The 20,417-nt window shown below is 66.0% G+C and carries 15 protein-coding genes; 11 read left to right on the top strand and 4 right to left on the bottom strand.

The window, feature by feature from the left end; translation table 11 throughout:
• Positions 1–37: 37 nt before the first annotated feature.
• The 8 genes from sctJ (at position 38) to sctC (ending at position 8,806) form a co-directional block, all read left to right on the top strand.
• Positions 38–904 carry a type III secretion system inner membrane ring lipoprotein SctJ gene (gene sctJ, locus P0D68_RS34710; protein WP_408185842.1) on the top strand — a complete coding sequence of 289 codons (867 nt, stop codon included), beginning with the start codon at positions 38–40 and terminating at the stop codon, positions 902–904.
• 18 nt (positions 905–922) lie between these two features.
• On the top strand, positions 923–1,708 hold the full coding sequence (locus P0D68_RS34705; RefSeq protein ID WP_408300470.1) for a type III secretion protein HrpB4: 786 nt from the start codon (positions 923–925) through the stop codon (positions 1,706–1,708).
• Complete coding sequence (gene sctL / locus P0D68_RS34700) at positions 1,693–2,514, top strand: type III secretion system stator protein SctL (RefSeq protein ID WP_091792706.1); 822 nt, start codon at positions 1,693–1,695, stop codon at positions 2,512–2,514. Before P0D68_RS34705 ends, sctL begins: the two co-directional genes overlap by 16 nt.
• Positions 2,511–3,860 (top strand): type III secretion system ATPase SctN, encoded by a 1,350-nt coding sequence (gene sctN / locus P0D68_RS34695; protein WP_408185809.1) that lies wholly within the window; start codon positions 2,511–2,513, stop codon positions 3,858–3,860. Before sctL ends, sctN begins: the two co-directional genes overlap by 4 nt.
• On the top strand, positions 3,860–4,387 hold the full coding sequence (locus tag P0D68_RS34690; RefSeq protein ID WP_408468821.1) for a type III secretion protein HrpB7: 528 nt from the start codon (positions 3,860–3,862) through the stop codon (positions 4,385–4,387). Before sctN ends, P0D68_RS34690 begins: the two co-directional genes overlap by 1 nt.
• Complete coding sequence (sctT, locus tag P0D68_RS34685; protein WP_408300475.1) at positions 4,384–5,274, top strand: type III secretion system export apparatus subunit SctT; 891 nt, start codon at positions 4,384–4,386, stop codon at positions 5,272–5,274. Before P0D68_RS34690 ends, sctT begins: the two co-directional genes overlap by 4 nt.
• A gap of 188 nt (positions 5,275–5,462) precedes the next feature.
• Complete coding sequence (locus P0D68_RS34680) at positions 5,463–6,938, top strand: helix-turn-helix transcriptional regulator (RefSeq protein ID WP_408185811.1); 1,476 nt, start codon at positions 5,463–5,465, stop codon at positions 6,936–6,938.
• An 86-nt stretch (positions 6,939–7,024) separates the two neighbouring features.
• Positions 7,025–8,806, top strand: coding sequence for a type III secretion system outer membrane ring subunit SctC (sctC, locus tag P0D68_RS34675; RefSeq protein WP_408300478.1), 1,782 nt, complete (start codon positions 7,025–7,027; stop codon positions 8,804–8,806).
• Between the two features lie 122 nt (positions 8,807–8,928).
• Here the strand turns inward: sctC and P0D68_RS34670 are convergent, their stop codons facing one another.
• Positions 8,929–9,987, bottom strand: coding sequence for a response regulator transcription factor (locus P0D68_RS34670; protein ID WP_408300480.1), 1,059 nt, complete (start codon positions 9,985–9,987; stop codon positions 8,929–8,931).
• A gap of 495 nt (positions 9,988–10,482) precedes the next feature.
• Here P0D68_RS34670 and P0D68_RS34665 point away from each other — a divergent pair, with 495 nt between their 5' ends.
• The 3 genes from P0D68_RS34665 to P0D68_RS34655 are packed head-to-tail and all read left to right on the top strand — an operon-like array spanning position 10,483 to position 15,010.
• On the top strand, positions 10,483–11,580 hold the full coding sequence (locus P0D68_RS34665) for an aromatic ring-hydroxylating dioxygenase subunit alpha (RefSeq protein WP_408300482.1): 1,098 nt from the start codon (positions 10,483–10,485) through the stop codon (positions 11,578–11,580).
• A complete protein-coding gene (locus P0D68_RS34660; RefSeq protein WP_408300484.1) occupies positions 11,580–13,592 on the top strand; it encodes a thiamine pyrophosphate-binding protein in 2,013 nt (670 codons plus the stop codon). Before P0D68_RS34665 ends, P0D68_RS34660 begins: the two co-directional genes overlap by 1 nt.
• Positions 13,589–15,010 (top strand): polysaccharide pyruvyl transferase family protein, encoded by a 1,422-nt coding sequence (locus tag P0D68_RS34655; RefSeq protein WP_408300486.1) that lies wholly within the window; start codon positions 13,589–13,591, stop codon positions 15,008–15,010. Before P0D68_RS34660 ends, P0D68_RS34655 begins: the two co-directional genes overlap by 4 nt.
• On the opposite strand, the gene P0D68_RS34650 is transcribed toward P0D68_RS34655, so the two are convergent.
• From P0D68_RS34650 to P0D68_RS34640, 3 genes are all read right to left on the bottom strand, one after another.
• Entirely contained in the window at positions 15,001–18,219 is a 3,219-nt protein-coding gene (locus P0D68_RS34650) for a hypothetical protein (RefSeq protein WP_408300488.1), read from the bottom strand. The two genes, P0D68_RS34655 and P0D68_RS34650, sit on opposite strands and share 10 nt — an antisense overlap.
• 193 nt (positions 18,220–18,412) lie before the next feature.
• Positions 18,413–19,504: an LLM class flavin-dependent oxidoreductase gene (locus P0D68_RS34645; protein ID WP_408300490.1), complete on the bottom strand. Its 1,092-nt coding sequence runs from the start codon at positions 19,502–19,504 to the stop codon at positions 18,413–18,415.
• 72 nt (positions 19,505–19,576) lie between these two features.
• Entirely contained in the window at positions 19,577–20,200 is a 624-nt protein-coding gene (locus P0D68_RS34640; RefSeq protein ID WP_408300492.1) for a DUF3455 domain-containing protein, read from the bottom strand.
• Positions 20,201–20,417: the final 217 nt, after the last annotated feature.

Genomic DNA, 20,417 nt, shown 5'->3' with positions numbered 1-20,417 from the left:
CGCGAACCCTGAGCACTCGATGCGAGACGCCGCCACCATGTTCGACCGCCTGCCGATTCGCCGCCGCGCCACACCGTTCGTCTGCGTGCTCGCGTTATGCGTGCTGCTGAGCGGCTGCAAGAAAGAGCTGTACGGCAACCTGTCCGAGCAGGACGTCAACGAGATGGTGGTCGCGCTGCTGGAGCGCGGCGTGGATGCGTCGAAAGATACGTCGGATGCGGGCAAGACCTGGTCGCTCGACGTCGACGACGCGCAGATGGTGCGTGCGATGGAAGTGCTGCGCGCGCGCGGTCTGCCGCACAACAAGTTCGACGATCTCGGCGCGCTGTTCAAGAAAGACGGTCTGGTGTCGACGCCGACCGAGGAGCGCGTGCGCTTTATCTACGGCACCTCGCAGGAGCTGTCGTCGACCTTGTCGAAGATCGACGGCGTGCTGGTCGCACGCGTGCAGATCGTGTTGCCGAACAACGACCCGCTGGCGCAGACCATCAAGCCTTCGTCGGCGGCGGTGTTCATCAAATATCGGCGTGACTCGGACATTGGCGCGCTGGTGCCGCAGATCAAGACGCTCGTCATGCATAGCGTGGAAGGGCTCACCTACGATCAGGTCAGCGTGACGGCGGTCGCGGCGGACCCGGTCGAATACTCGCAACTGCCGCAGAGCAATGGCATGCCCGCGTGGCTGATGGGTGTGCTCGCCGGCGTGGTCGTGCTCGTCGCGACCGCGCTGCTGGTGCTCGCGCGCCGTGGCGTACTGGCGGGGCGGCCGGGCGGTAGGACGGGCGGCGAAACGGGCGGCAAAACGGGCGGTGCTGCGACGGGGGGGCATGCAACGGGCGAGCCCGCGAGCGGCCGCATGGCTGGATTGCTCGCGCGTTTGCGCCGTCTGCGCCCCGCGAACTGATCCGGCGAAGCGGCTGCGATGAACGCCCCGACCGATTTGCCTTTCATGCGGGTGGCCGCGGCGCTCGACTGCTATCGCCGCAACCTTGCGAGCGTGGCGCGCTGGGCCGATCCGTCCTGGAGCGCCGCCTTGCTCGGCGCCAATGCGGTGCAGTTGCAACACTGGCAGGGCGCGCTCGAGCGTGCCGGCGCAGCAGCCGTCGAAGCCTGTTCCCATGCCCTCGCCGATGCCGCCGGCGTCAGGCCGCCTGCGTTCGCCTCGCTGACTCATGCCGCGCTGAAGCCCTCGCCTGCGGGCACGGCTCAGCCCAATGCGGTGCTGCTCGACGTGCTGCCGGTCGGTCACGCACTCCGGGTTCTGCGCATGCGCGCATTGTCGTTCCGGCGCGCCGAGGTCCGCCGTTTGATCGACAAGCGCACGCGATCGCAACTCTCGGAATGGACGGGTGTGGGCATCGACCGCCTCACTCAGGACGCCCATCTCGCCGATGCGCCCGATATCGCACGATTGGCCGCGCGGGCGGCGATGCCGCCGTTGACGGCACTGGATGCCGGCACGCTGGCGGCGGAAGGCTGTGCGTTGCTCCTGCGTGACCTGGGCCGGGTCAACGCAGCAAACGGTGCAGGCAGTGCGAACGACAGCATGCGTGTGGCGTTTCCCTTGCTGAGGCTCGCGTTGCCGCGCGCGCTGCTCACGCCGGCATGGCTCGCGTGCGTGCCCGACGAGCTCGACGCGCCCGGTTCCGCAAGGTTATTCGCGCGTCTATCCGATCTGCTACCGGAGTTTGCATGGCTATTTGGTTGAAGCACGCGCGCTCCGCCCTGGGCGATATCGACGTCTGTGGTTCGTCAGCCCGGGTCGGCGCGGCCGCCGATGTGATTCCCCGTGCGACCTTCGGCGAACTGGTCTCGATCGATGCGGCGTATGCGGCGCTCGCCGCCGATCGCGATGCGCTGCTTGCGAGCGCGCGCGAGGAGGCGGCGAGCATCGTCGACGCGGGGCATGCGCGGGCCGCAGCCATCGCCGAACAGGCGCAGCGCGAATACGACACCGCCAGCGAGCAGGGCTATCGCGACGGCTGCGACCGCGCGCTCGCCGACTGGATGCAGCGTCTCGCCGACGTCGCGGACGCGCAGAGCCAGTTGCAGATCCGCATGCGCGAGCGGCTCGCGCAGATCGTCGCGTCGGCGGTCGAGCAGATCGTGCGCGTGGAGCGGCACGAGGCATTGTTCGAGCGCGCGCTCGCCACCGTCGACCGCATCGTGGAAGGCGCGACCTACCTGCGTGTCGCGGTCCACCCCGACGACTATGCCGAGGCCAAGGCCACCTTCGACCGGCTTGCCTCGCGCTGGCGCGATCTCGGTCAGCCCATACCGCTTTCGGTGATGGCGGACAAGCGGCTCGAGCCCGGCAGTTGCGTGTGCGAGTCCGACTTCGGCACCGTCGACGCGAGCCTCGATACGCAATTGCGCGCCATGCGCAGCGCCGTGTCGCGTGCGCTGAAACGCTCGGTCGAAGAAGCCGATGCGCAAGGTGAAGAGCGGGCGCGCGTCGATGCGGATAACGACGCCGACGACTACGAGAGTCGCGCTGACGGGGAAGCGGCATGAGCACGCCGTGGTTCACCCGGACGATCGATTTCGACCGGCTTACCGACGAGATCGAACGCGAGATTCTTGCTGTTCCGGGCGTGACGCGCACCGGCAAAGTACTGGAGGTGATCGGCACGCTGATCAAGGTGGCCGGTCTCGATCTGTCGCTCGGCGAGTTGTGCGAATTGCGCGCGCCGAACGGCACGTTGCTTCAGCATGCCGAGGTGATCGGCTTCACACGCGAGGTCGCGCTGCTCTCGCCGTTCTCGCGCCTCGAAAACATTTCGCGCTCAACTCAGGTAATCGGTCTCGGCCGCTCGCTCGCGGTGAAAGTCGGCGACATGTTGCTCGGCCGCGTGATCGACAGTCTCGGCGAACCCGTGGATGGCGGCCCCCCGATTCATTCCGACACGCTGCGGCCGATTTTCGCGGCGCCCCCCGATCCGATGAGCCGCCGCATGATCGAGGCGCCGTTGCCGACCGGCGTGCGCGCCGTCGACGCGATGATGACGCTCGCCGAGGGCCAGCGTATGGGCATTTTCGCGCCGGCCGGCGTCGGCAAGAGCACCTTGCTCGGCATGTTCGCGCGCGGCGCTTCGTGCGACGTCAACGTGATCGCGCTGATCGGCGAGCGCGGTCGCGAAGTGCGCGAGTTCGTCGAGCTGATTCTCGGACCCGAGGGCATGGCGCGCTCGGTCGTGGTATGCGCGACCTCGGATCGTTCGTCGATGGAGCGCGCCAAAGCAGCCTACGTCGCGACCGCGATTGCCGAGTACTTTCGTGACCGCGGTCAGCGCGTGCTGCTGATGATGGATTCGCTGACGCGCTTCGCGCGCGCCGGCCGCGAGATCGGTCTCGCGGCCGGCGAGCCGCCCGCAAGACGCGGCTTCCCGCCGTCCATCTTCGCCGAATTGCCGCGCTTGCTGGAACGCGCGGGGATGGGCGAGACCGGCTCGATCACCGCGCTCTACACGGTGCTCGCCGAAGACGACAGCGGCAGCGATCCGATCGCCGAAGAAGTGCGCGGCATTCTCGACGGCCATATGATTCTGTCGCGCGAGATCGCGGCGAAGAACCAGTACCCCGCGATCGACGTGCTCGGCAGTTTGTCGCGCGTCATGCCGCAGGTCGTGCCGGACGGCTACGTGCAGGCTGCGGCACGGATTCGCGAACTGATGGCGAAGCATCGCGAGGTGGAGATGCTGTTGCAGATCGGCGAGTATCAGCCCGGCTCCAATCCGCTCGCCGACGAAGCCATCGGCAAGGCCGATGCGATCAGGGCGTTTCTGTCGCAGCGCACCGACGACTACGCCGCGCCGGGCGACACCGAAGCGCTGCTGTACGAATTGAGCGGGCTCGGCTGATGGCCGCAGGATCGATGGGCATGCAGCAGCGGCGCATCGTCGCGCTCGAGCGATCGTGCACGCGGCGCCGGCGTCTGGACGAAACCTTGCGCGCGACGCTTGCGGCGCAGCGCAATGTGCAACTTCAACTCGAAGCCGCGCGTGATGCCAAGGCCGAGCGACACGCGCACGAGGCCGGCGTGCTGCAGTTCTACCAGCATCGCATGGACGGCATGATGACGGGCAGCGAGCCGTTCTCGCTCGACGATCTGAACAACTGCCGTTTGTATATCGGCGTGGTGAGCGACCGGTTGCGCCTACTCGAAACGGAACTCGCGCAGGCCGAAGCCGCGGTAAAGAGCAATAGCGCCGCGATCGCGCAGACGCAACGCGACATCGCGCTGAATCAAGGCCGCATCGATTTATGCGGCGAGCGGATTCGCGAGATTCGCCGCGTTCAGGACAATGCCGCCAGCGACGCGAGCGACGAGGAGGCTGAAGAAACCGCGCTGGCGCGACGTTTTCAGGCGCGCGGAGCGCACCCATGAACGACATCTTTTCCGCGCTGCCGCAACTCGGCACGCTGCTCGTCGGCTACATCACGTTGATCGGCGTGTGCTCGCTGCGCCTGTTCATCGTGATGTTCATCTTCCCGCCGACCGCGGACGGTTTGCTGCAAGGCGTGGTGCGCAATGCCGTGGTCGTGCTGTTCAGCGCCTATGTCGCTTACGGTCAGCCCGTCGCGTTCATGCAATCGCTGCACGGCGTCATGCTGCTGGAAGTGGGGTTGCGTGAAGCGCTGATCGGACTCGTGATCGGCTTTGCGGCCTCGGTCGTGTTCTGGGTCGCGGAGGGCGCGGGCACCTATATCGACGACCTGACCGGCTATAACAACGTGCAGATCACCAATCCCACCCGTCAGGAGCAATCGACGCCGACCGCCACGCTGCTCGGACAGATCGCCGCCGTCGCGTTCTGGGCGCTCGGCGGCATGACCTTTCTGCTCGGCACGCTGTACGAGTCGTATCACTGGTGGCCGATCGTGTCGGCGGGGCCGAACGTATCGAACATACTCGAATCGTTCGTGCTCACGCAGACCGACACGCTGATGCAAACCATTGCCAAGCTCGCCGCGCCGATGATGTTCATTCTGCTGCTGGTCGATTTCGCCTTCGGCTTTGCCGCGAAGTCCGCCTCGAAGCTCGATCTGATGACACTCAGTCAGCCGGTCAAGGGCGCGGTGACGGTGTTGATGCTGGCGCTATTCGTCGGCATCTTTGTCGACCAGGTGCGCGATCAGGTGACCTTGCGCGGTCTCGAAGCGCAGTTTCGCGTACTGAACGAAATGACGAAAACGCCGGCCCCTTCGGCGACACCGAACGCACCGAACGCATCGGGCACGCCGAACCTTGCGACGCCGTCAGGTAAGCCTTGAGCTTGTGTTGAGAATACGTGGCGAAACGGGGCTGCGCGGCCGCATCGATGCAAAACTCAAACCTTCTCAAATGCGCCGCAAATATCAGATTAATTGAAACTTCGCTTCAGGCGGCTCGCTACATTGACTCCACTCGACGCATCGCGCATGTCGCTTGCGACGCGTTCCCGCACTCAGAGGAGTCGTCCATGTTCTCGATGCTTTACTTCCCCGTGGTATCCGCGCTCGCGACGCCCGCACCGTCTGCTCACCCGGCATTGTCCAGCCGTTTTCTCGAGACGTTGCTCGACGGCAAGCTGAACGCCGCGAGCCAGCTCGCGAGTCGCTGGGCCGACGAAGCGGGTCACGCCGAATTCGCCCCGCATGCGCTGCAACTGCACGCCGACATGCAACTGATGCTCGGCATCGAAGTCGAGGCCGAGGAGAACTACCGTCGTTCGCAAAAGCTGAGTCGCTCGTCCAAGCATGCCATTCGTACCGCGTCGTGCCGCAACGCCGCCTGGCAGGCGTTTTTCCGGCATCGCCTCGGCACAGCGCTGGCGTGCTTTTCACGTGTGGCCGATGAGCCCGGCATCGAACCGGCGCGCGCCGTGGAAGCGCACTTCGGCATTGTCTGCGTGCTCTACGAACTGGGCCGCACGAGCGAAGCCGCCGACGCCATCGACGATCTCGTTGAACGGGTGGAGCGCGATCTCGACGATGCAGCGGGTCATTGGCACGCGTTGCTCGGCACGCTGCGCTTCGACCTCGCCGTGCAGATGGAAGTGCGTAACGCGACGGCGTTGCGCGATCATGTCTACTGGCAATCGGGCTTGTCGAGCGAACGCGTGCCGCGGCCGGGCCGGGGTGCCGATGCAAGCGTGGACAGTCTCGCGCGCGCGGTGTTCGGCGTACGCTCGCCGCTGCTGCGCGCGCGCATCGACTACCTGCAGCAACTGCGTCTGGCCGCCTGCGCGGATCGTGACGCGATCGGCGCATTGCAGCAGCATCTGCACTGGTCGCGCGAGCAGGGAATCGGCGACTATCAGCGCACGCTGCGCCTTGAAATCGCGCTGGCGACGCTGGCGGGCGCGGCGCCTCATCTGGCCTGCTCGATTCTCGAACCGCTGCATCAGATCGGCCGCAACGGCACCACCGGCCACCGTCAACTCGAATATCTCTACTGCAGCGCCAAAACGCGCCAGGCCGAAGGCCGCGCGCAGGAGTCGCTGCAACTCTATAGCCGCTATGCGCTCGTGGCCATGCAATGCCTGCGCGAAGATTCGCAAACGCGCGCGCCGTTCCTGCAGCGCGGCGCGAAGGCCTCGCCCCAGCTCGACGATGTCGGCGCGCGTCTGCCGGCCAAGTATCGCCGCGCATACAGCTACGTGCTCGACAACCTCGACCGGCGTGATCTGTCGGTTCGGGAAGTAGCGGCCGAGATCGGCGTGACCGAGCGCGCGTTGCAAAGCGCGTTCAAGAATTTCCTCGGCCTGTCGCCGACCGAACTGATCCGGCGTCAACGCATGGAGCGGATTCGCGCGGAACTCACCGACCGGTCGTATTCGAGCGATCGCGGCGTGTTGGGCGCCGCGAGTAAATGGGGCGTGCAAAACCGCTCGACGCTCGTCAACGGTTATCGCAAGCAGTTTCATGAAGCGCCGTCCGAGACGCTCGAGCGATAGCGCCGTCGCGCTTGCGGCTCGGGTTGCTGCTCCGGTTGCGCTGCGGCGCTCGCGGTTTTTTCCATCACCCTCACACAGTCGACTCCATGAAATCGAAGACGCTGTTCTGCGCCGCGTGGCTCGCGGCGTCCCTCACGTTGAGCACGCTGCAACCCGCCAGTGCGGCGCCCGTGCGGTGGCGCGGTACGACGGTGCATATCGCCGTCGAAGGCAAGGATCTCAAAGACGTGCTGCGCGATTTCACCGCGAGCCAGGGCGTGGCCGCGTCGATCGCGGGCAATGTTCAGGGCGCGGTGACGGGCCGCTTCGACATGTCGCCGCAGCGCTTTCTCGACACGCTGGCGTCGACGTTCGGTTTCGTCTGGTTCTATGACGGCAGCGTGCTGTCGATCAGCAGCGCCAACGACGTCACCCACCAGGTGATCAAGCTCGATCACGCATCCGCTTCCGATCTGCGAGCAGCGTTGCATACCATGAGTGTCGACGACGCGCGCTTCCCGGTCGTCTACGACGAGAGCGCGGGCACGGCGATCGTCAACGGTCCGCCGCAGTATGTGCAGATGGTGAGCGAGATCGCAAAACGCCTCGACGACAATGCGAGCCGCCGCAGCGGCTCGGTGATTCGCGTGTTCAAGCTCAAGCACGCATGGGCCGCCGATCACAAGGTGCAGATCGACGGCAACACGATCACCGTGCCGGGTGTGGCCACCGTGCTGTCGAACATGTATCACGCCAGGCAGGAGAAGGGCGGCGGTCAGTCGCAGACCTCGGTAGCGCCGAACATGCAGCGCGTGCCGGCCATGAACGACGTGGGCGGAGGCAATAGCGGCGGCGGCCAGCTGAACCCGCCGTTGCCGCCCAATATGGCCGACGGCCAGGGTGGGGCGCTCGGCGGGCTGGTCGGTAATGCGCAGCCGTCCAACTACGGCAGCACCGGCAACGTCGGCTACGCGAATGCGCCTGGTGCTTCGCAGGCGAGCCCGCCGAGCGGCGGCGATCTGACCTTGCCGATCATGCAGCCCGATCCGACCACCAACTCGGTGCTGATCCGCGATACGCCGCAGCGCATCGACCAGTACGCTTCGCTGATCGATCAGCTCGACACGCGGCCCAAGCTGATCGAGATCGAAGCGCACATCATAGAAATCGACGACGACGTGCTCGCGCAAATCGGCGTGGACTGGCGCGCGCATAACAGTCATCTCGACTTCCAGACCGGTACCGGAACGTATCAGCAGAACAGCTACGCGAACGGCTCGATCAACCCGAACTTCGGCACCACGACACTCGCCGACGGCACCACGGTGGTCTCAGCGACACCGGTCGGCGCCTCGATTACCGCCGTGCTCGGCGATGCGGGGCGTTATCTGATGGCGCGCGTCAACGCGTTGCAGACCACCTCGAAGGCAAAGATCGATGCGTCGCCGAAGGTCGCCACGCTCGACAACGTCGAAGCCGTAATGGACAACAAGACCAAGTTCTTCGTGCGTGTGTCCGGTTATACGTCGGCGGATCTGTACAGCGTGTCGACCGGCGTCTCGCTGCGTGTGCTGCCGATGGTCGTGCAGGAGGACGGCCAGATGCGCATCAAGCTCGAAGTGCATATCGAAGACGGTCAGCTCACCGGCCAGCAGGTCGACAACATTCCGGTCATCACCAGCAGCGAGATCAATACGCAGGCCTTTGTCGGCCAGGGCGAGAGCCTGTTGATCGCCGGCTATAGCGTGGACAACAACTCGAACGGCGTGACCGGCGTGCCGGGCTTATCGAAGATTCCGCTGATCGGCGCACTGTTCCGCTACAACAACGATGAGCGCTCGCATATGGAACGCGTCTTTCTGTTGTCGCCGCGAGTGCTGGATCTGTAAACGGAAGGCCGCTGCTGAACGCGGGGGCACGTGCGGCGTCAAGTTCGACGTCGTAGGTGCCCCCACTTGCGATTGACACACCCGCTTTCCTCAGCGGTGGTGTGCGTCGCGTTGCCTGTGCATTAGCGCCGCCGCCCGTTGCTGCCCAGCAGCGCGGCGGGAATCGGGAACGACGTCAAGGCCGACGAAGCCTCGCTTACCGACGATTCGGCACCGCGCGTGCCGATGCCCACAACCGGGTTCACGATATGCGCGGTGCCGCTGTGCCACATGGCGGCATACTGAGCCCACGGTTGCGCGCTGCGAGCGGCTTCACTGTCTTTTTCGTGGACATCGAGCGTTCGGGAAACGCGCGCGGTTTGCCGGATGCCTTGTCTGTTCGCTTCGTCGCGAGCGATATCGACGACTTCTGTGATCGCCTCGATCGCATCGACGGCCCGCTCGGCCTCGCTGATCACCGGCATGATGGCATCGGCATCCTGCTTGCCGTCGCACAACTCGACGCGATATCCGTGTGCATACATCGTGCGTAGCTGAACGCCTGACGCGCCGTTCAGCCCCAGCTTCTTGCGCAGTTTGTAGATGTGCTGTTCGAGCGTGCGTCCGACGATATCTTCCGTACTGCTCCAGATCGCACCGGCAATCTGCCGGCGGCTCACGTATTCACCCGCGCGCGAGAACAGCAGCCAGGCGATGGCGAACTCGCGAACCGTCAGGCGGATTTCGCGTTCGTCCACCAGCACCGTGCCGGTACGCCGGTCCAGCCGGTAAGGGCCGAGTTCGGCCCGATCTTCGGATTGCAACGGCGGCGGCGACTGAAAGCGGCGCAATGCCTGGTAGGTGCGTACTTCGAGTTCTCCCTGGTCGATCGGTGAGAGCACGACGTCGTCGGCGCCGACTTCGAAAGCGCGCTCGATGCTGTCGCGATCGGCAAACGCGCCGATCACGATCAACGGCGCGCGGCGGTCGCCATAGCAGGCTCGCCGTGCGAAGACCGCGCGCGTCGCGTCGATTCCCGTTGCCGCGTCCACAAGAATGGCGTGATAGTCCTCCCGATAGATCGCCCGTGAGAGCGCGACGTCATCGAGGAAGCGGCAGCATTCGATCGTATCGTCGCGAAAGCATTGGCAAATCAGATTGAACAGGCTGCTGCTGGTAGTCATCACGGCGAATTTCAACATGCCCTCCGGGGATTGATGCATAAGTTTGCTTCCCAAACCGCGTTGCTTGTCCCGAAAATTACGGTCCTTAAAATATCAGGGCTGTAACGAATTGTTTCGCCCTAACATGCACTGAAGCAGCATGAAAGATTCGAAATTTGTTTCGCATCGTTTCAATCCGGTCAATAACCGGACAGATCGCGGCTATTAGCCGGGAGATGCATGGCTAAATGCGAATTCGGCATCAATTACCTTATCGTTTGCCTTAACGGGTAAAAGAGACCCGGGCCGCCGGGAATCGCATGCGAAGCAAGGTTCGCAGCACCTTTCAGGTTCGCAAGCCGTATTTATCTTTGTTGAGCATCTCGAATGCGCATTTTGTGAATGCGGCTTCGCATTTGCCTGAGCTTTGTTGAATCTGTGGGATGACCGGGCTAATTACACTCGCATGAGGCGGCCGCCCAATGCGGCACCGCGCCGTGTTTTTCCTCTGCCGATTCCATTGCGAGTGGTCTCATGTCCTTTCTGTTAAACGCCTGGCATGTCGCCGCTTTTGCGCACGAGGTTCGCGCCGACCTGCCGCTCACGCGCACGCTGCTCGGGCGGCCGGTCGTGCTGTATCGCGATGCCGGACAGCGTGCCATCGCGCTCGACGATCGCTGCGCGCATCGCTTCGCGCCGCTCTCGAAAGGCCGTATCGTCGACGGCGTGCTCGAATGTCCGTATCACGGTCTGCGCTTTAACGCGAGCGGGCAGTGCGTGCACAATCCGCACGGCGACGGCCGCGTGCCGGCGGGCGCGAAGGTGCGTGCGTACCCGTCGATCGAACGTTACGGCGCCATCTGGTTCTGGCCGGGCGACCCCGCCCGCGCCGACGCGGCGTTGGTGCCGTCGTTTCCTTTCGTGGATCCCGCGACCAACGTCACGCACGACGGTTATCTGCATACGCGCGCCCACTATCAACTGAGCGCCGATAACCTGCTCGATCTGAGCCACTTCCAGTTCCTCCATCCCGATACGCTCGGCAGCGAGGCAATTGCACGCGGCGACGTGCAGTCGGGCAGTCTCGGAGATACGGTCTGGGTTCGCCGCAGCACTTACGACGAAGCGCTGCAGCCGTTCGTCGCGCAAGGCTTCGGGATTCCACCCGGCACGCGGGTGGATCGCTGGATGGATGTGCGCTGGACGCCTCCCGGATTGCTCTCCATCGTGGTCGGCGTAACGGCGGCGGGCATGCCGCGCGAAGCGGGGCTGATCGCGCCGTCCGCGCATTGGCTGACGCCGGAAACCGAGTGCACGACACACTATTTCTTCGCGTTCGGTCTGCCCAGTGAGATGGGCGACGCGGCGCGCGGGCTGGTGCGCTATGCCGTCGAAGGTCTGATGAAGCCGTTCGAGTGCGAAGACTTGCCGATGCTCGAAGCGCAGCAGAAGAATCTCGGCGACAACGACTTCTGGGCGATGCAGCCGGCGCTGCTGCCCATCGACGCTGGCGCGATTCGCGCACGACGCGTGATGGAGCGGCTGATTGCGGCGGAGCAAGGGGCGAACGCTGCGCAGCCGCGCACGATCGCGATTACGCCGGTGGCGGACACTTCGCAAGCGTTGGCGTGATGAGCGCCGTTCCCGCCACCGCGGCGCGCGGTGAATCACTCAACACGGTATGGGTGGAGTTCATCGTCGAGATGTTGAGCGCGGCCGGTGTGCGTCATGCGGTGTTGTGTCCCGGTGGCCGCGCGAGCGCGATGTGTCTTGCCCTCGACGCGCATCCACGAATCGCCGTCGAGATGATCAGTACGGACGAGCGCAGCGGCGCGTTCGTCGCACTTGGGATCGCGAAAGCGAGCGGCGCACCGGTCGCGATCGTCACGACGTCCGGCTCGGCGGTTGCCAATGTCTTGCCGGCCTTGACCGAAGCGGACGCCTGCGGTGTGGCGCTTGTCGTACTGACGTGCGATCGGCCGCGTGGGCTGCGCGGCGCTGGCTTTGGACAGACGGCGGACCATCTCGGTGCGACCCGCGCGTTCGTGCGCGCACAGGCGGACCTGGCCGATCCCGAGGACTCCGCACGAGCCGTGGAGCGAGCGCGCGGCGAGATCGCGGTCGTGCTGGCCGCCATGTTCGAGGGCGTGCCCGATCTCGGCGACAGCCTGTCACGCGCCGACGCGCATCCATCGTCGATGCGGCCAACGCGTGGTCCAGTGCATCTGAACGTTCCGCTGGCCGGTGTCTACGACGCACTCGAAACGCAGCCGGTGTCGCTCGGGACGGTCCGCGCGGCACGAGCCGCACGGACCGAGGCCGACAGCGGCGCATGTGCGCCCACTGCTTCGCAAGATCGCAGCGCGTCTCTATACGCCGACTCCCGCTTATCCGACAGGTCTGCCACGCTGATCGTCGAACGCGTCATGGCGCGTGTGCTCGCGAGGCGCGGCAGCCGACCGCTCAGTGACGGTCTCGACGGGTTGATCGTGGTCGGCCCGGAACCGGGCGTGCCACCCGAGGCGATCTTCGCGCTGGCCGCGGCGAGTGGTTTTCCCGTGCTTGCCGATGCGGGCAGCGGGCTGCGCTCGGGGCCGTTTGCATTGGCGCCGCAAGCGGCTGCGCACGGCGCGGCGGGCGCATTGATCGTCAACGCATTCGATGTGTTCGGCGGCGCGGCGCGGCTCGCGTCGGCGCGCGCGGAACTGATCGTGCGCTTCGGCCTCGCGCCGGTCATGCCGGTGCTGCACGCGTACCTCGAAACGCATGCCGACGTGCCCACCATCAAGATCGCGCCTTGTCGTGTCGCGCATGACTATCTGCACCCGGCGCTGGATCCGCGCGATGTGGTGGTCGCCGCTTCGCCAGCGACACTGGATGAGATGGCTGCGGCGTTGTGCGAGGCCGTGCCCGTGCCGTTACATCGGACTGCCAGTACCAGTGCCAGTGCCAGTCCCAACACAGCGGCGAAGCCTGCCGCGCCCGTCGCCTTTTCCTGGCGTGACCGCTGGGCGAGCGTTGCCGCCTACGGTGCACGCGAACGGCGCGCGTGCGTTGCGGCGCTCCCCTGGGGTGAAGTGTCGGCGGTTCATCGCGTGCTGGCTGTGCCCGGCTTTGCCTTCGTCCATCTCGGCAATTCCATGTCGATGCGTCACGCCGATATCGGCTACGACGTGCGTGCCGCGCGCCAGACTATCTATGTGAACCGCGGCGTGAGCGGCATTGACGGCACGCTGGCGACGTTCATCGGCGAAGCGCTCGCGCGCCGCGATGCGGGTCTGTTGCTGCTCGGCGATCAGGCGTTGATTCACGATCTCTCCTCGCTGGCGAGCGCGCAACGTGTGAGTACGCCGGCCTGCCTATGCGTGCTCGACAACGGCGGAGGCGCGATCTTCGACTTCTTGCCGATCTCGCGAGCACCGGCTTATCGGCGCACGATCCGCAATCCTTACCAGCTCAATATCGGCGCACTGGCGCAGGCGTTCGGGCTGGCGCATCGCCGTGTCGAGACGCGAGACACGCTGGACGAGGCGCTCGCAGAGGCGCGTGATCACGCCGGCGTGACGATCGTCGAAGTGGCGGTCGATCCGTACTCCGGTGCGCTGCAAATGCAGCAACTTGCTCAAGCGTTAGGTGCGGCATGATGGATTGGGACCTTGCCGACAGCCCATTGCAGCGGTCGCTCGCCGCGCTGAACCGATATGCGGACGCTCCCGCGCCAGACGAGGTATTTCTCGACGACATGGGGCGACGCATCGACGCGGCGCGGCGTGCGCCCGTGCGCAGCGATCCCGGCGAAAATCGGAACGCGCCGCGCAACACATCGCGCGACACGCCGCGCGTGCTGTTGCTCGGCTACAGCGGCGCGGGCAATACCGGTGCCGATCTACGCACGATCGAGACGATCGCGCAGTTGCGTCGTCTGCTCGCGCCGCGCGAGCCCCGTATCACGCTGTTCGCGCTGGGCGACTGCTTCGATCATCCGCTGCTTGCCGGCACGCCGCGTCTCATGCCCGCGCTGCCGTATCTGCCCGATGCGCTCGACGCCGCCGTGCGCGACGCCGATCTCGTGCTGAACGTGGAGGGTTCGACCTACACGTCGAAGTTTTCCGACTCGTTGGCGGGCGTGCTGATCGGCGGAATCGCGCTCGCGCATGCGCACGGGCGGGCGGCGATTGCGTACGGTGTCGATAGCGGCACGATGAGCGCAGCGCTCACGCGCTTTGTCGAACGCCACGCGCAGGCCGGAGAAGTCATTTGCCGCAACGACGCGGCGCGCGCGCAACTCGCGTCGCTCGGTGTGAGCGCGCAAGCGGGCGCCGATACCGCGTGGACCTATCGGGCACACTCCGCAGTGCGCGGTGGGGCTCACGATGGGCCGCACGGCCCACGGCGCGCGGTGCTCTGTCCCAACAATCCGTTCTGGTGGCCGGTGCACGCCGACGCGGCGCGAGCGCGTGAGCTCGACGCGCGTGGCGAAGTATCGCCGCTGCGCTATGGGCCGTTGCATTTCCACTGCTGGGACGCGTCGCGCGCCGAGGCCTATCACGCCTATCTGGATCGATTCGCGCGGATTGCTGTCGGCTTGAGGGAGCAGGGGTACACGCCGGTGCTGGTGGGCATGGAGCAACTCGATCGCGGCGCCTGCGCCGATCTGGCGGCCCGTGTGCCGTTCCCGATCGAGATCGTCGCGCGCGGCCCGCAGACGCTCGACGAAGTGGCCGCCACGGTCGCGCATGCCGCATGTGTGGTGACGACACGCTATCACGCGGCAGTGCTCGCGATCTCGCATGGCGTGCCGGTGTTCGGGCTGTCGATGGACGCGCGCATCGAGCGCTTGCTGAGCGAGGCGGGTTGCGCGCGATGGAGCGCGGCCTGCGATGACGTCGGCGGCGCGCAGGCCGCGCTCGCGGCCATTGCATCGCTGCGGGATGAAGGTGTGCGCGGCGCGTTGCTGGGCGCATACGGCGACTATGCGCGCCTGCAACGCGCCCGCTTCGACGGGATGGGTGAGCGGGTGCGTGCCGTGCTCGAAGGCGCGGCGCGCCTCGATCAAACCTGAGCCGACAGATAGCTCAGTTCCCGCTGCGCACTAACCTGCTTGACCGCCTGCGCGGTGCCGACATACGAAAGCCCCGACGTGCGCGAGGCCGAATTCGACTCGTAGCTGTACAGCACGTGATTCGTCCAGCTTGCCGGCGACTCGAGCAGACGCGCGATCTCGCCGCGAATCCGCAGCATCTCCCTCTGCTCGTCGGCGCTCGGCGTGCGGCCGCCCTGCTCGTACATGCGCAGCGTGCCGCGATACGCGTTGATCTCGGCGGCCGCCTGCGGCACGATGCGCTGCCGCTCGCCGTAGTACTGATTGCCGCGAGTCGCGTTGAGCTTGACCTTGGTCTGGTACAGGTTCAACGCCGCCTGGTCGCCGTTCATCGAATGAGTCCATTCATCATTGCGACTGTCGATGTATTGCAGGTAGTTGCCGACGCTCGTGAACTCGGTATCGCGATAGGTGCGCTCGGGCACGATGTCGCCGCTTTCTTCATAGAGCCGCAGCGTCGAACCGGTGCCGGTCTGCATCAGGGTCGTGCCGAAGCCCACCAGCGGCGCGCTCGAAAACGACAGTGAGTTGAACGGCCCGACGTTGCCGATCGGCGCGGGCGGCGGGCTCGCCACCAGCGTGGCGCTGCCGTTGACCGCGAAGCGATGCCCGCTGCTCGATTTGTCGACGTTGCGCGCGCCGCTCTGATCCGTCGCATGTGCCTTGCTCGAACTGAGCACGGCCTCGGCCGTGACGAGCGGCCCGAACTTGACGTTGGCCGGGCTCACGTAACGCGCGCCACCCGTCACGGCAACCGAGCCGTAATTCGAACGGCTCTTGTTGTCGACCCAGCCGATCGACACGTCAGGATCGGCAAAGAACTTGTCCGCCATGCCGTTCCACATTTCGTCCTTGGTGCGCGGCAGTTGTCCTCCGGGACCGGCTCCGCCGAGCGTGCGCACCACGTCGGTCATCTTGCCGCGCCACGCCTCGGGGTCGTTGCTGCCGGTCTGGTCGAACGGCGTGCGGATCACCACGCCGCGGGGATTGCTGGTGTCGCGTCCGCCGATCACGGACCCGTAGCCGCTTGCCATCGCCTTGCCGCCGGCGAGCGACCAGCCGATGAAGCCGCCCACACCCAGGTGGGCGGACTTGCGGTTGTCGGTGCCGATGAACATCTCGCCGTGATGCGAGGTGGAGCCGACTTCGAGTAGCGCGTGACGGCCTTTCAGATAGCGCACGTCCGGCGCCACCGACGCGCTCGGCGCGCCGACGAGCCCGAGCGCGGTCGCGATATTCTCGGAGATGTTCGCGTCCAGCCCATACACGCCGCCGCTCGACATCTGCACGCTCCACGTTTTCGGCACGTTTTCGACCAGATGGCACAACGAATCGATATTGCCTTGCGGCGTGGCCGGCGTCGCCACTGGATCCTGGCGGATCGCCTGCATACGGTCGAGATTTTCGCCGAGCGTGCGGCCGGTCGCGCCGATCGGCGCATTCATGTCCGCGCCCGATTCGGTGGCCCAGGCGCGCAGCGTCTCGGCGTTCATGTTCGGCAGATCGCGGAACGCCGGGCTGTCGCGCACCGTGTTCCTGTCGACGTTCAGCGCGCCGGCAACGTCGCGCGCAATCTGGTTTCGCTGCAGACGGCCGAATTTGGTGTCGTCGCGCAACCAGCCCTTGGTGCCGATGCTCGCCTTCCAGTTGCGCAGCGCGGCGGCGCGCACGGCGGCGTTCATCGTCGCATTGTTCGGCGCTTCGCCGCGCCGCCGTTGCTGCCCGTTCACCACCTGCGTATTTAGCGCATCGACCACCGTATCGATGGATTGCAGCGTGCTGAAGTCCTTGTCCGGATGGTCCATCAGTCCGCCGGCAGTACCCATGCCGAGCGCCGAGATCGGGTCCTTCTCGTGGCCGAAGCTCTGCTTGACGCCGCTGCGAAAGCGCTGCGCCGTGCGGTTCATCCACGAACCGGTGCGTGCCGAGGTGGCATTGCGCTGCGCGTGCTTGACCACCGAGAACATCCGGTTCTGCACCTGGCCGACATCGGCTTCGGCGATCCCGTTGCGATGCGCCAGGTACGCCGAACGCAAACGCGTGTCCGGTTGCGCGCGCGGATTGTCGAGCAGCGCGTTGCCGCACAGCATCGCCTTGGCGGTCTGCGTATGCGGCGCCAGCGCGAGGCTGATCGCGGCTTGCTGCTGGCTTTGCGCGACCTGGGTGTTGGGGTCGCGTTCGGCGGCCGGCAGCATGGCGTTGGCCGCTTCGCCGAGTTCACGCAGCGAGCCGGGTTTTTCCATGCCGTTCGGCCATGCCGACAACAGTGTGTCCGCGGCGCGCCAGGTTTGCCAGTCGGCTTGCGCGTGGACCTTGCGGTCGCGCTCGGTGGGCGCCTGGAGATTGCCGCCCAGCGGCGGCGCCGCCTCGACGTCGCGCAGCGCGTGGAAAGCGGCTTGCGAGCGCGCCATCGCGCAGCGGGTGGCAAACGCATCGCGCGCCTGCTGCGCGTTGGGATGCGCGATCGTGCCTTGCAGCACGCCGAGCACGTCGTTCGCGCGCTGCACGTTGCCGCCCGTCGCTTCCGCCAGCGCGTGACCGAGAAAGCGCGCCTTGGCGAGCGGCGGATCGCCGCGCCGCGCTTGTGGAATCGCTTCGCGGATGTCGTGCAGCAGCGCGTTGCGGTCGGTTTCGAACTGGGTGCCCGGTTCGGCCGGAAAGCTCGCGGCAAGATGCGCGTCGGCCGCGGCCTCGTTGCGCAGTTCGGTGCTCGCTTGCGACGCGGCGCGTTCGTTCTTGCCGACCGCGCTCTTCACATTGGTGTTGTTGTGCGATTTGACGCCAAGCGGAGTGCTCGCGTTGGGCTTCGGCGTGTGCATCTGCTTCGCGCTCGGCTCGATCTCCGGCGCGGGCCGCGACGCCCGCACCGTCGTGCGCGTATGAAACGGCGTATAGGCGCGGCTCGCGCCGCTGCCGGTCAGGTCGTTGAAGGGCGAGCCTTGCGGCATCGGGTCACTGCGCGTCTGCCCCGTTGCAAGCGGCGTCTGCACCGGCGCGCTGGGCAGATGGTTGCGCAATGCGCGCAGCTTGTCGAGCGGGCCGCCGACCACGCGCGTTTCGGGCAGGGGCGTATTGGCCTGCGGCTGATTCGGCTGTGGGGCCGCGGGTTGCTGCTGTTGCTGAACCGGCGGCGCGCCGCGTGAGAAAGGGTTGCGAATCCCGAATGGCACGAGCGGTCTCCCAGGTGAGGACGGTCGCATCGGCTGATTGCCGACGATGACGAATTTTCATCGCCACGTCACACGGCGGTGCTGCAAGTCCGAAGTTTGGAACGAGGATGCGAACGTGTCGGCGGCGAATGGGGCGCGCGGGCAAGCGTGTCATGCGTGCTGAATGGGTTCAGCGCCTTATTCACCACGCGCTTCACCACGTTAGCGTGGCTTCCCATTGCGGGCGCGCCGCCGCTGCTCGCTGCGCGCCCGCTCCAGGCGCATCGCCGGCGAATGCGGGCATCACGTCGCGTGCGAAGCGGCGCATCGATTCCATCGCCATGTCGTGCGGCATCGAACCGAACCAGAAACTTGCGCTGAAGTAGTCGCAACCGAGCCCGCCTTGAATGCGGCGCAACTGGCGGATACATTCGTCGGCGGTGCCGATCACGAGGAAATCGTTGCGCAGCACGTCGTCGGAGGGTTCGTCGGGCAGGGGCTGCGCCGGCACCATGCCGTCCACCACGTCACCCATATCGTGACGCAGGCGCAGCGTCGCGCGTCCGTTCCAGCGGGCATGCTCGACGGCCTCGCGGGCCTGCGCTTCGTTTTGTGCGACGAACACCGGCCGCTGTGTGCCGATGCGTACTGTCGAGAGCGCGGTGGCGAGGTCCGGATAGTGGCGCCGTACGTCGGTCAGCTTCGAAATGGGTTCGAGCACGCCGGTGAAGAGGTTTGCGCGTCGCCGCACGGCCTGTTCGACCGACTCGCGCCGGCTTGAATTGACGACCAGCCACACCGGCATCGCGCGTTGCAGCGGTTGCGGCACGAGGCCGGTGCGGGGAATGCTGAAGTGTTCGCCGTGATGCGAGAACAGAGGTTCGCGTAGGGCCTGCAATAGCACGTCGATCGCTTCGTCGTCGCGGGCCGAGGTGGCGCCTTTGACAAGTTGGAAGCGCTCGTACTGGTAGCGCTGATAGCCGCTGCCGAGGCCGGCCTCGACGCGTCCGCCGCTCAGCACGTCGAGCGTGGCGAGTTCTTCCGCGATCACGAGCGGATGATGCAGCGGCACCGGCACGATCGCCGGGCCGAGACGCAGATGGCGGGTGCGCGCGGCGATATGGGACAGCAGCATCAGCGGCCGCGACGAGTGCGAATAGTTGGTGAAGTGATGTTCGGCAAGCCACAGGTGGCTGAAACCGAGCGTATCGGCGGCTTCGGCCATGGCGATCGCGCGCTGGTACATCTCGGCGGCGGGCTTTGGCTCGGGCGCGGGCAGCGTCATGAACAGACCAAATTGCATCATCGACTCCCATGTACAGCAGTCGGCCGGCGTCAGCGCCTGAGCAGCGCTACCGCGGTCCCATTCAACGGGGGGTTACCGCGAGGCCTGATTCGCAGGCAGTGCAGCAGGCGCGTGGCCCCTCGCGCGGTAGAACATATACGTCGCGCCGTACGGCACGAGCAGATGCGCGCCTTCGAGTTCGCACAACGGTTGTGGCGGCAAACCGCCCGAGGTGTCGATGCGCTGGATCGAGCTGACGTCGGCGAAACGGCCTTCGCCGGGGCGTGGGGCGGCGACGAAGCGGGCCGTGTAGCGCACCCAGGTCAGCGCATTCGCACCAACCTGGCTTTCGGCGACGATATTGCCGATCACGTAGCTGCCGTCGTAGGAGAGGAAGTAACGGCCCGGCGCGACGGTGCCGACGCTCTTTCCTGCGGCGTCGACGAGAATTGCTTCGGAGCCCAGAGGATCCCAGGCCAGTTGCGTACCGTCGCGGGCGACGCCGGGCAGCGTGTCCGGCCGCGCGGTCACGCCGAAGGCGGGCGGGCTCGTCCTGATGCGCCGGCACACGTAGGTTTCGTCGCCGTGGGTGGTCATGACTTCCTGGAGTACTTCGTCCTGGCTGGCGCGCAATGCCGCGGGTAGGGATTCGTCGGAGGTCGGCGGCGGTTTGGGCGCCGTCGCGCAGCCGGTGAGGGCGAGCAGGCAGCAAGCCATGAGGCACAGCGTCGAGGGGCGCGGCGGCTGCACGGGGCGGGGCGGAAAACCGGTCATGGGAGCAAGGGGCGGGCGGGCAATATTGGCATCACACCTGATCCGGCGCGCTACTGCCTCGCTCGATACGAAAGACTGGATCGAAAACCGCACGCAGGTACGACGGGCACACATACTTGCCGGGCAGGACGGCAGGACGGCAGGACGGCAGGACGGCAGG

Origin of the sequence: Paraburkholderia sp. RL17-380-BIE-A (assembly GCF_046028085.1) — a bacterium.
Lineage (GTDB): Bacteria > Pseudomonadota > Gammaproteobacteria > Burkholderiales > Burkholderiaceae > Paraburkholderia.
Note: the sequence above shows the minus strand (reverse complement) of the source record. Positions and strands in the feature narration are given on the sequence as shown.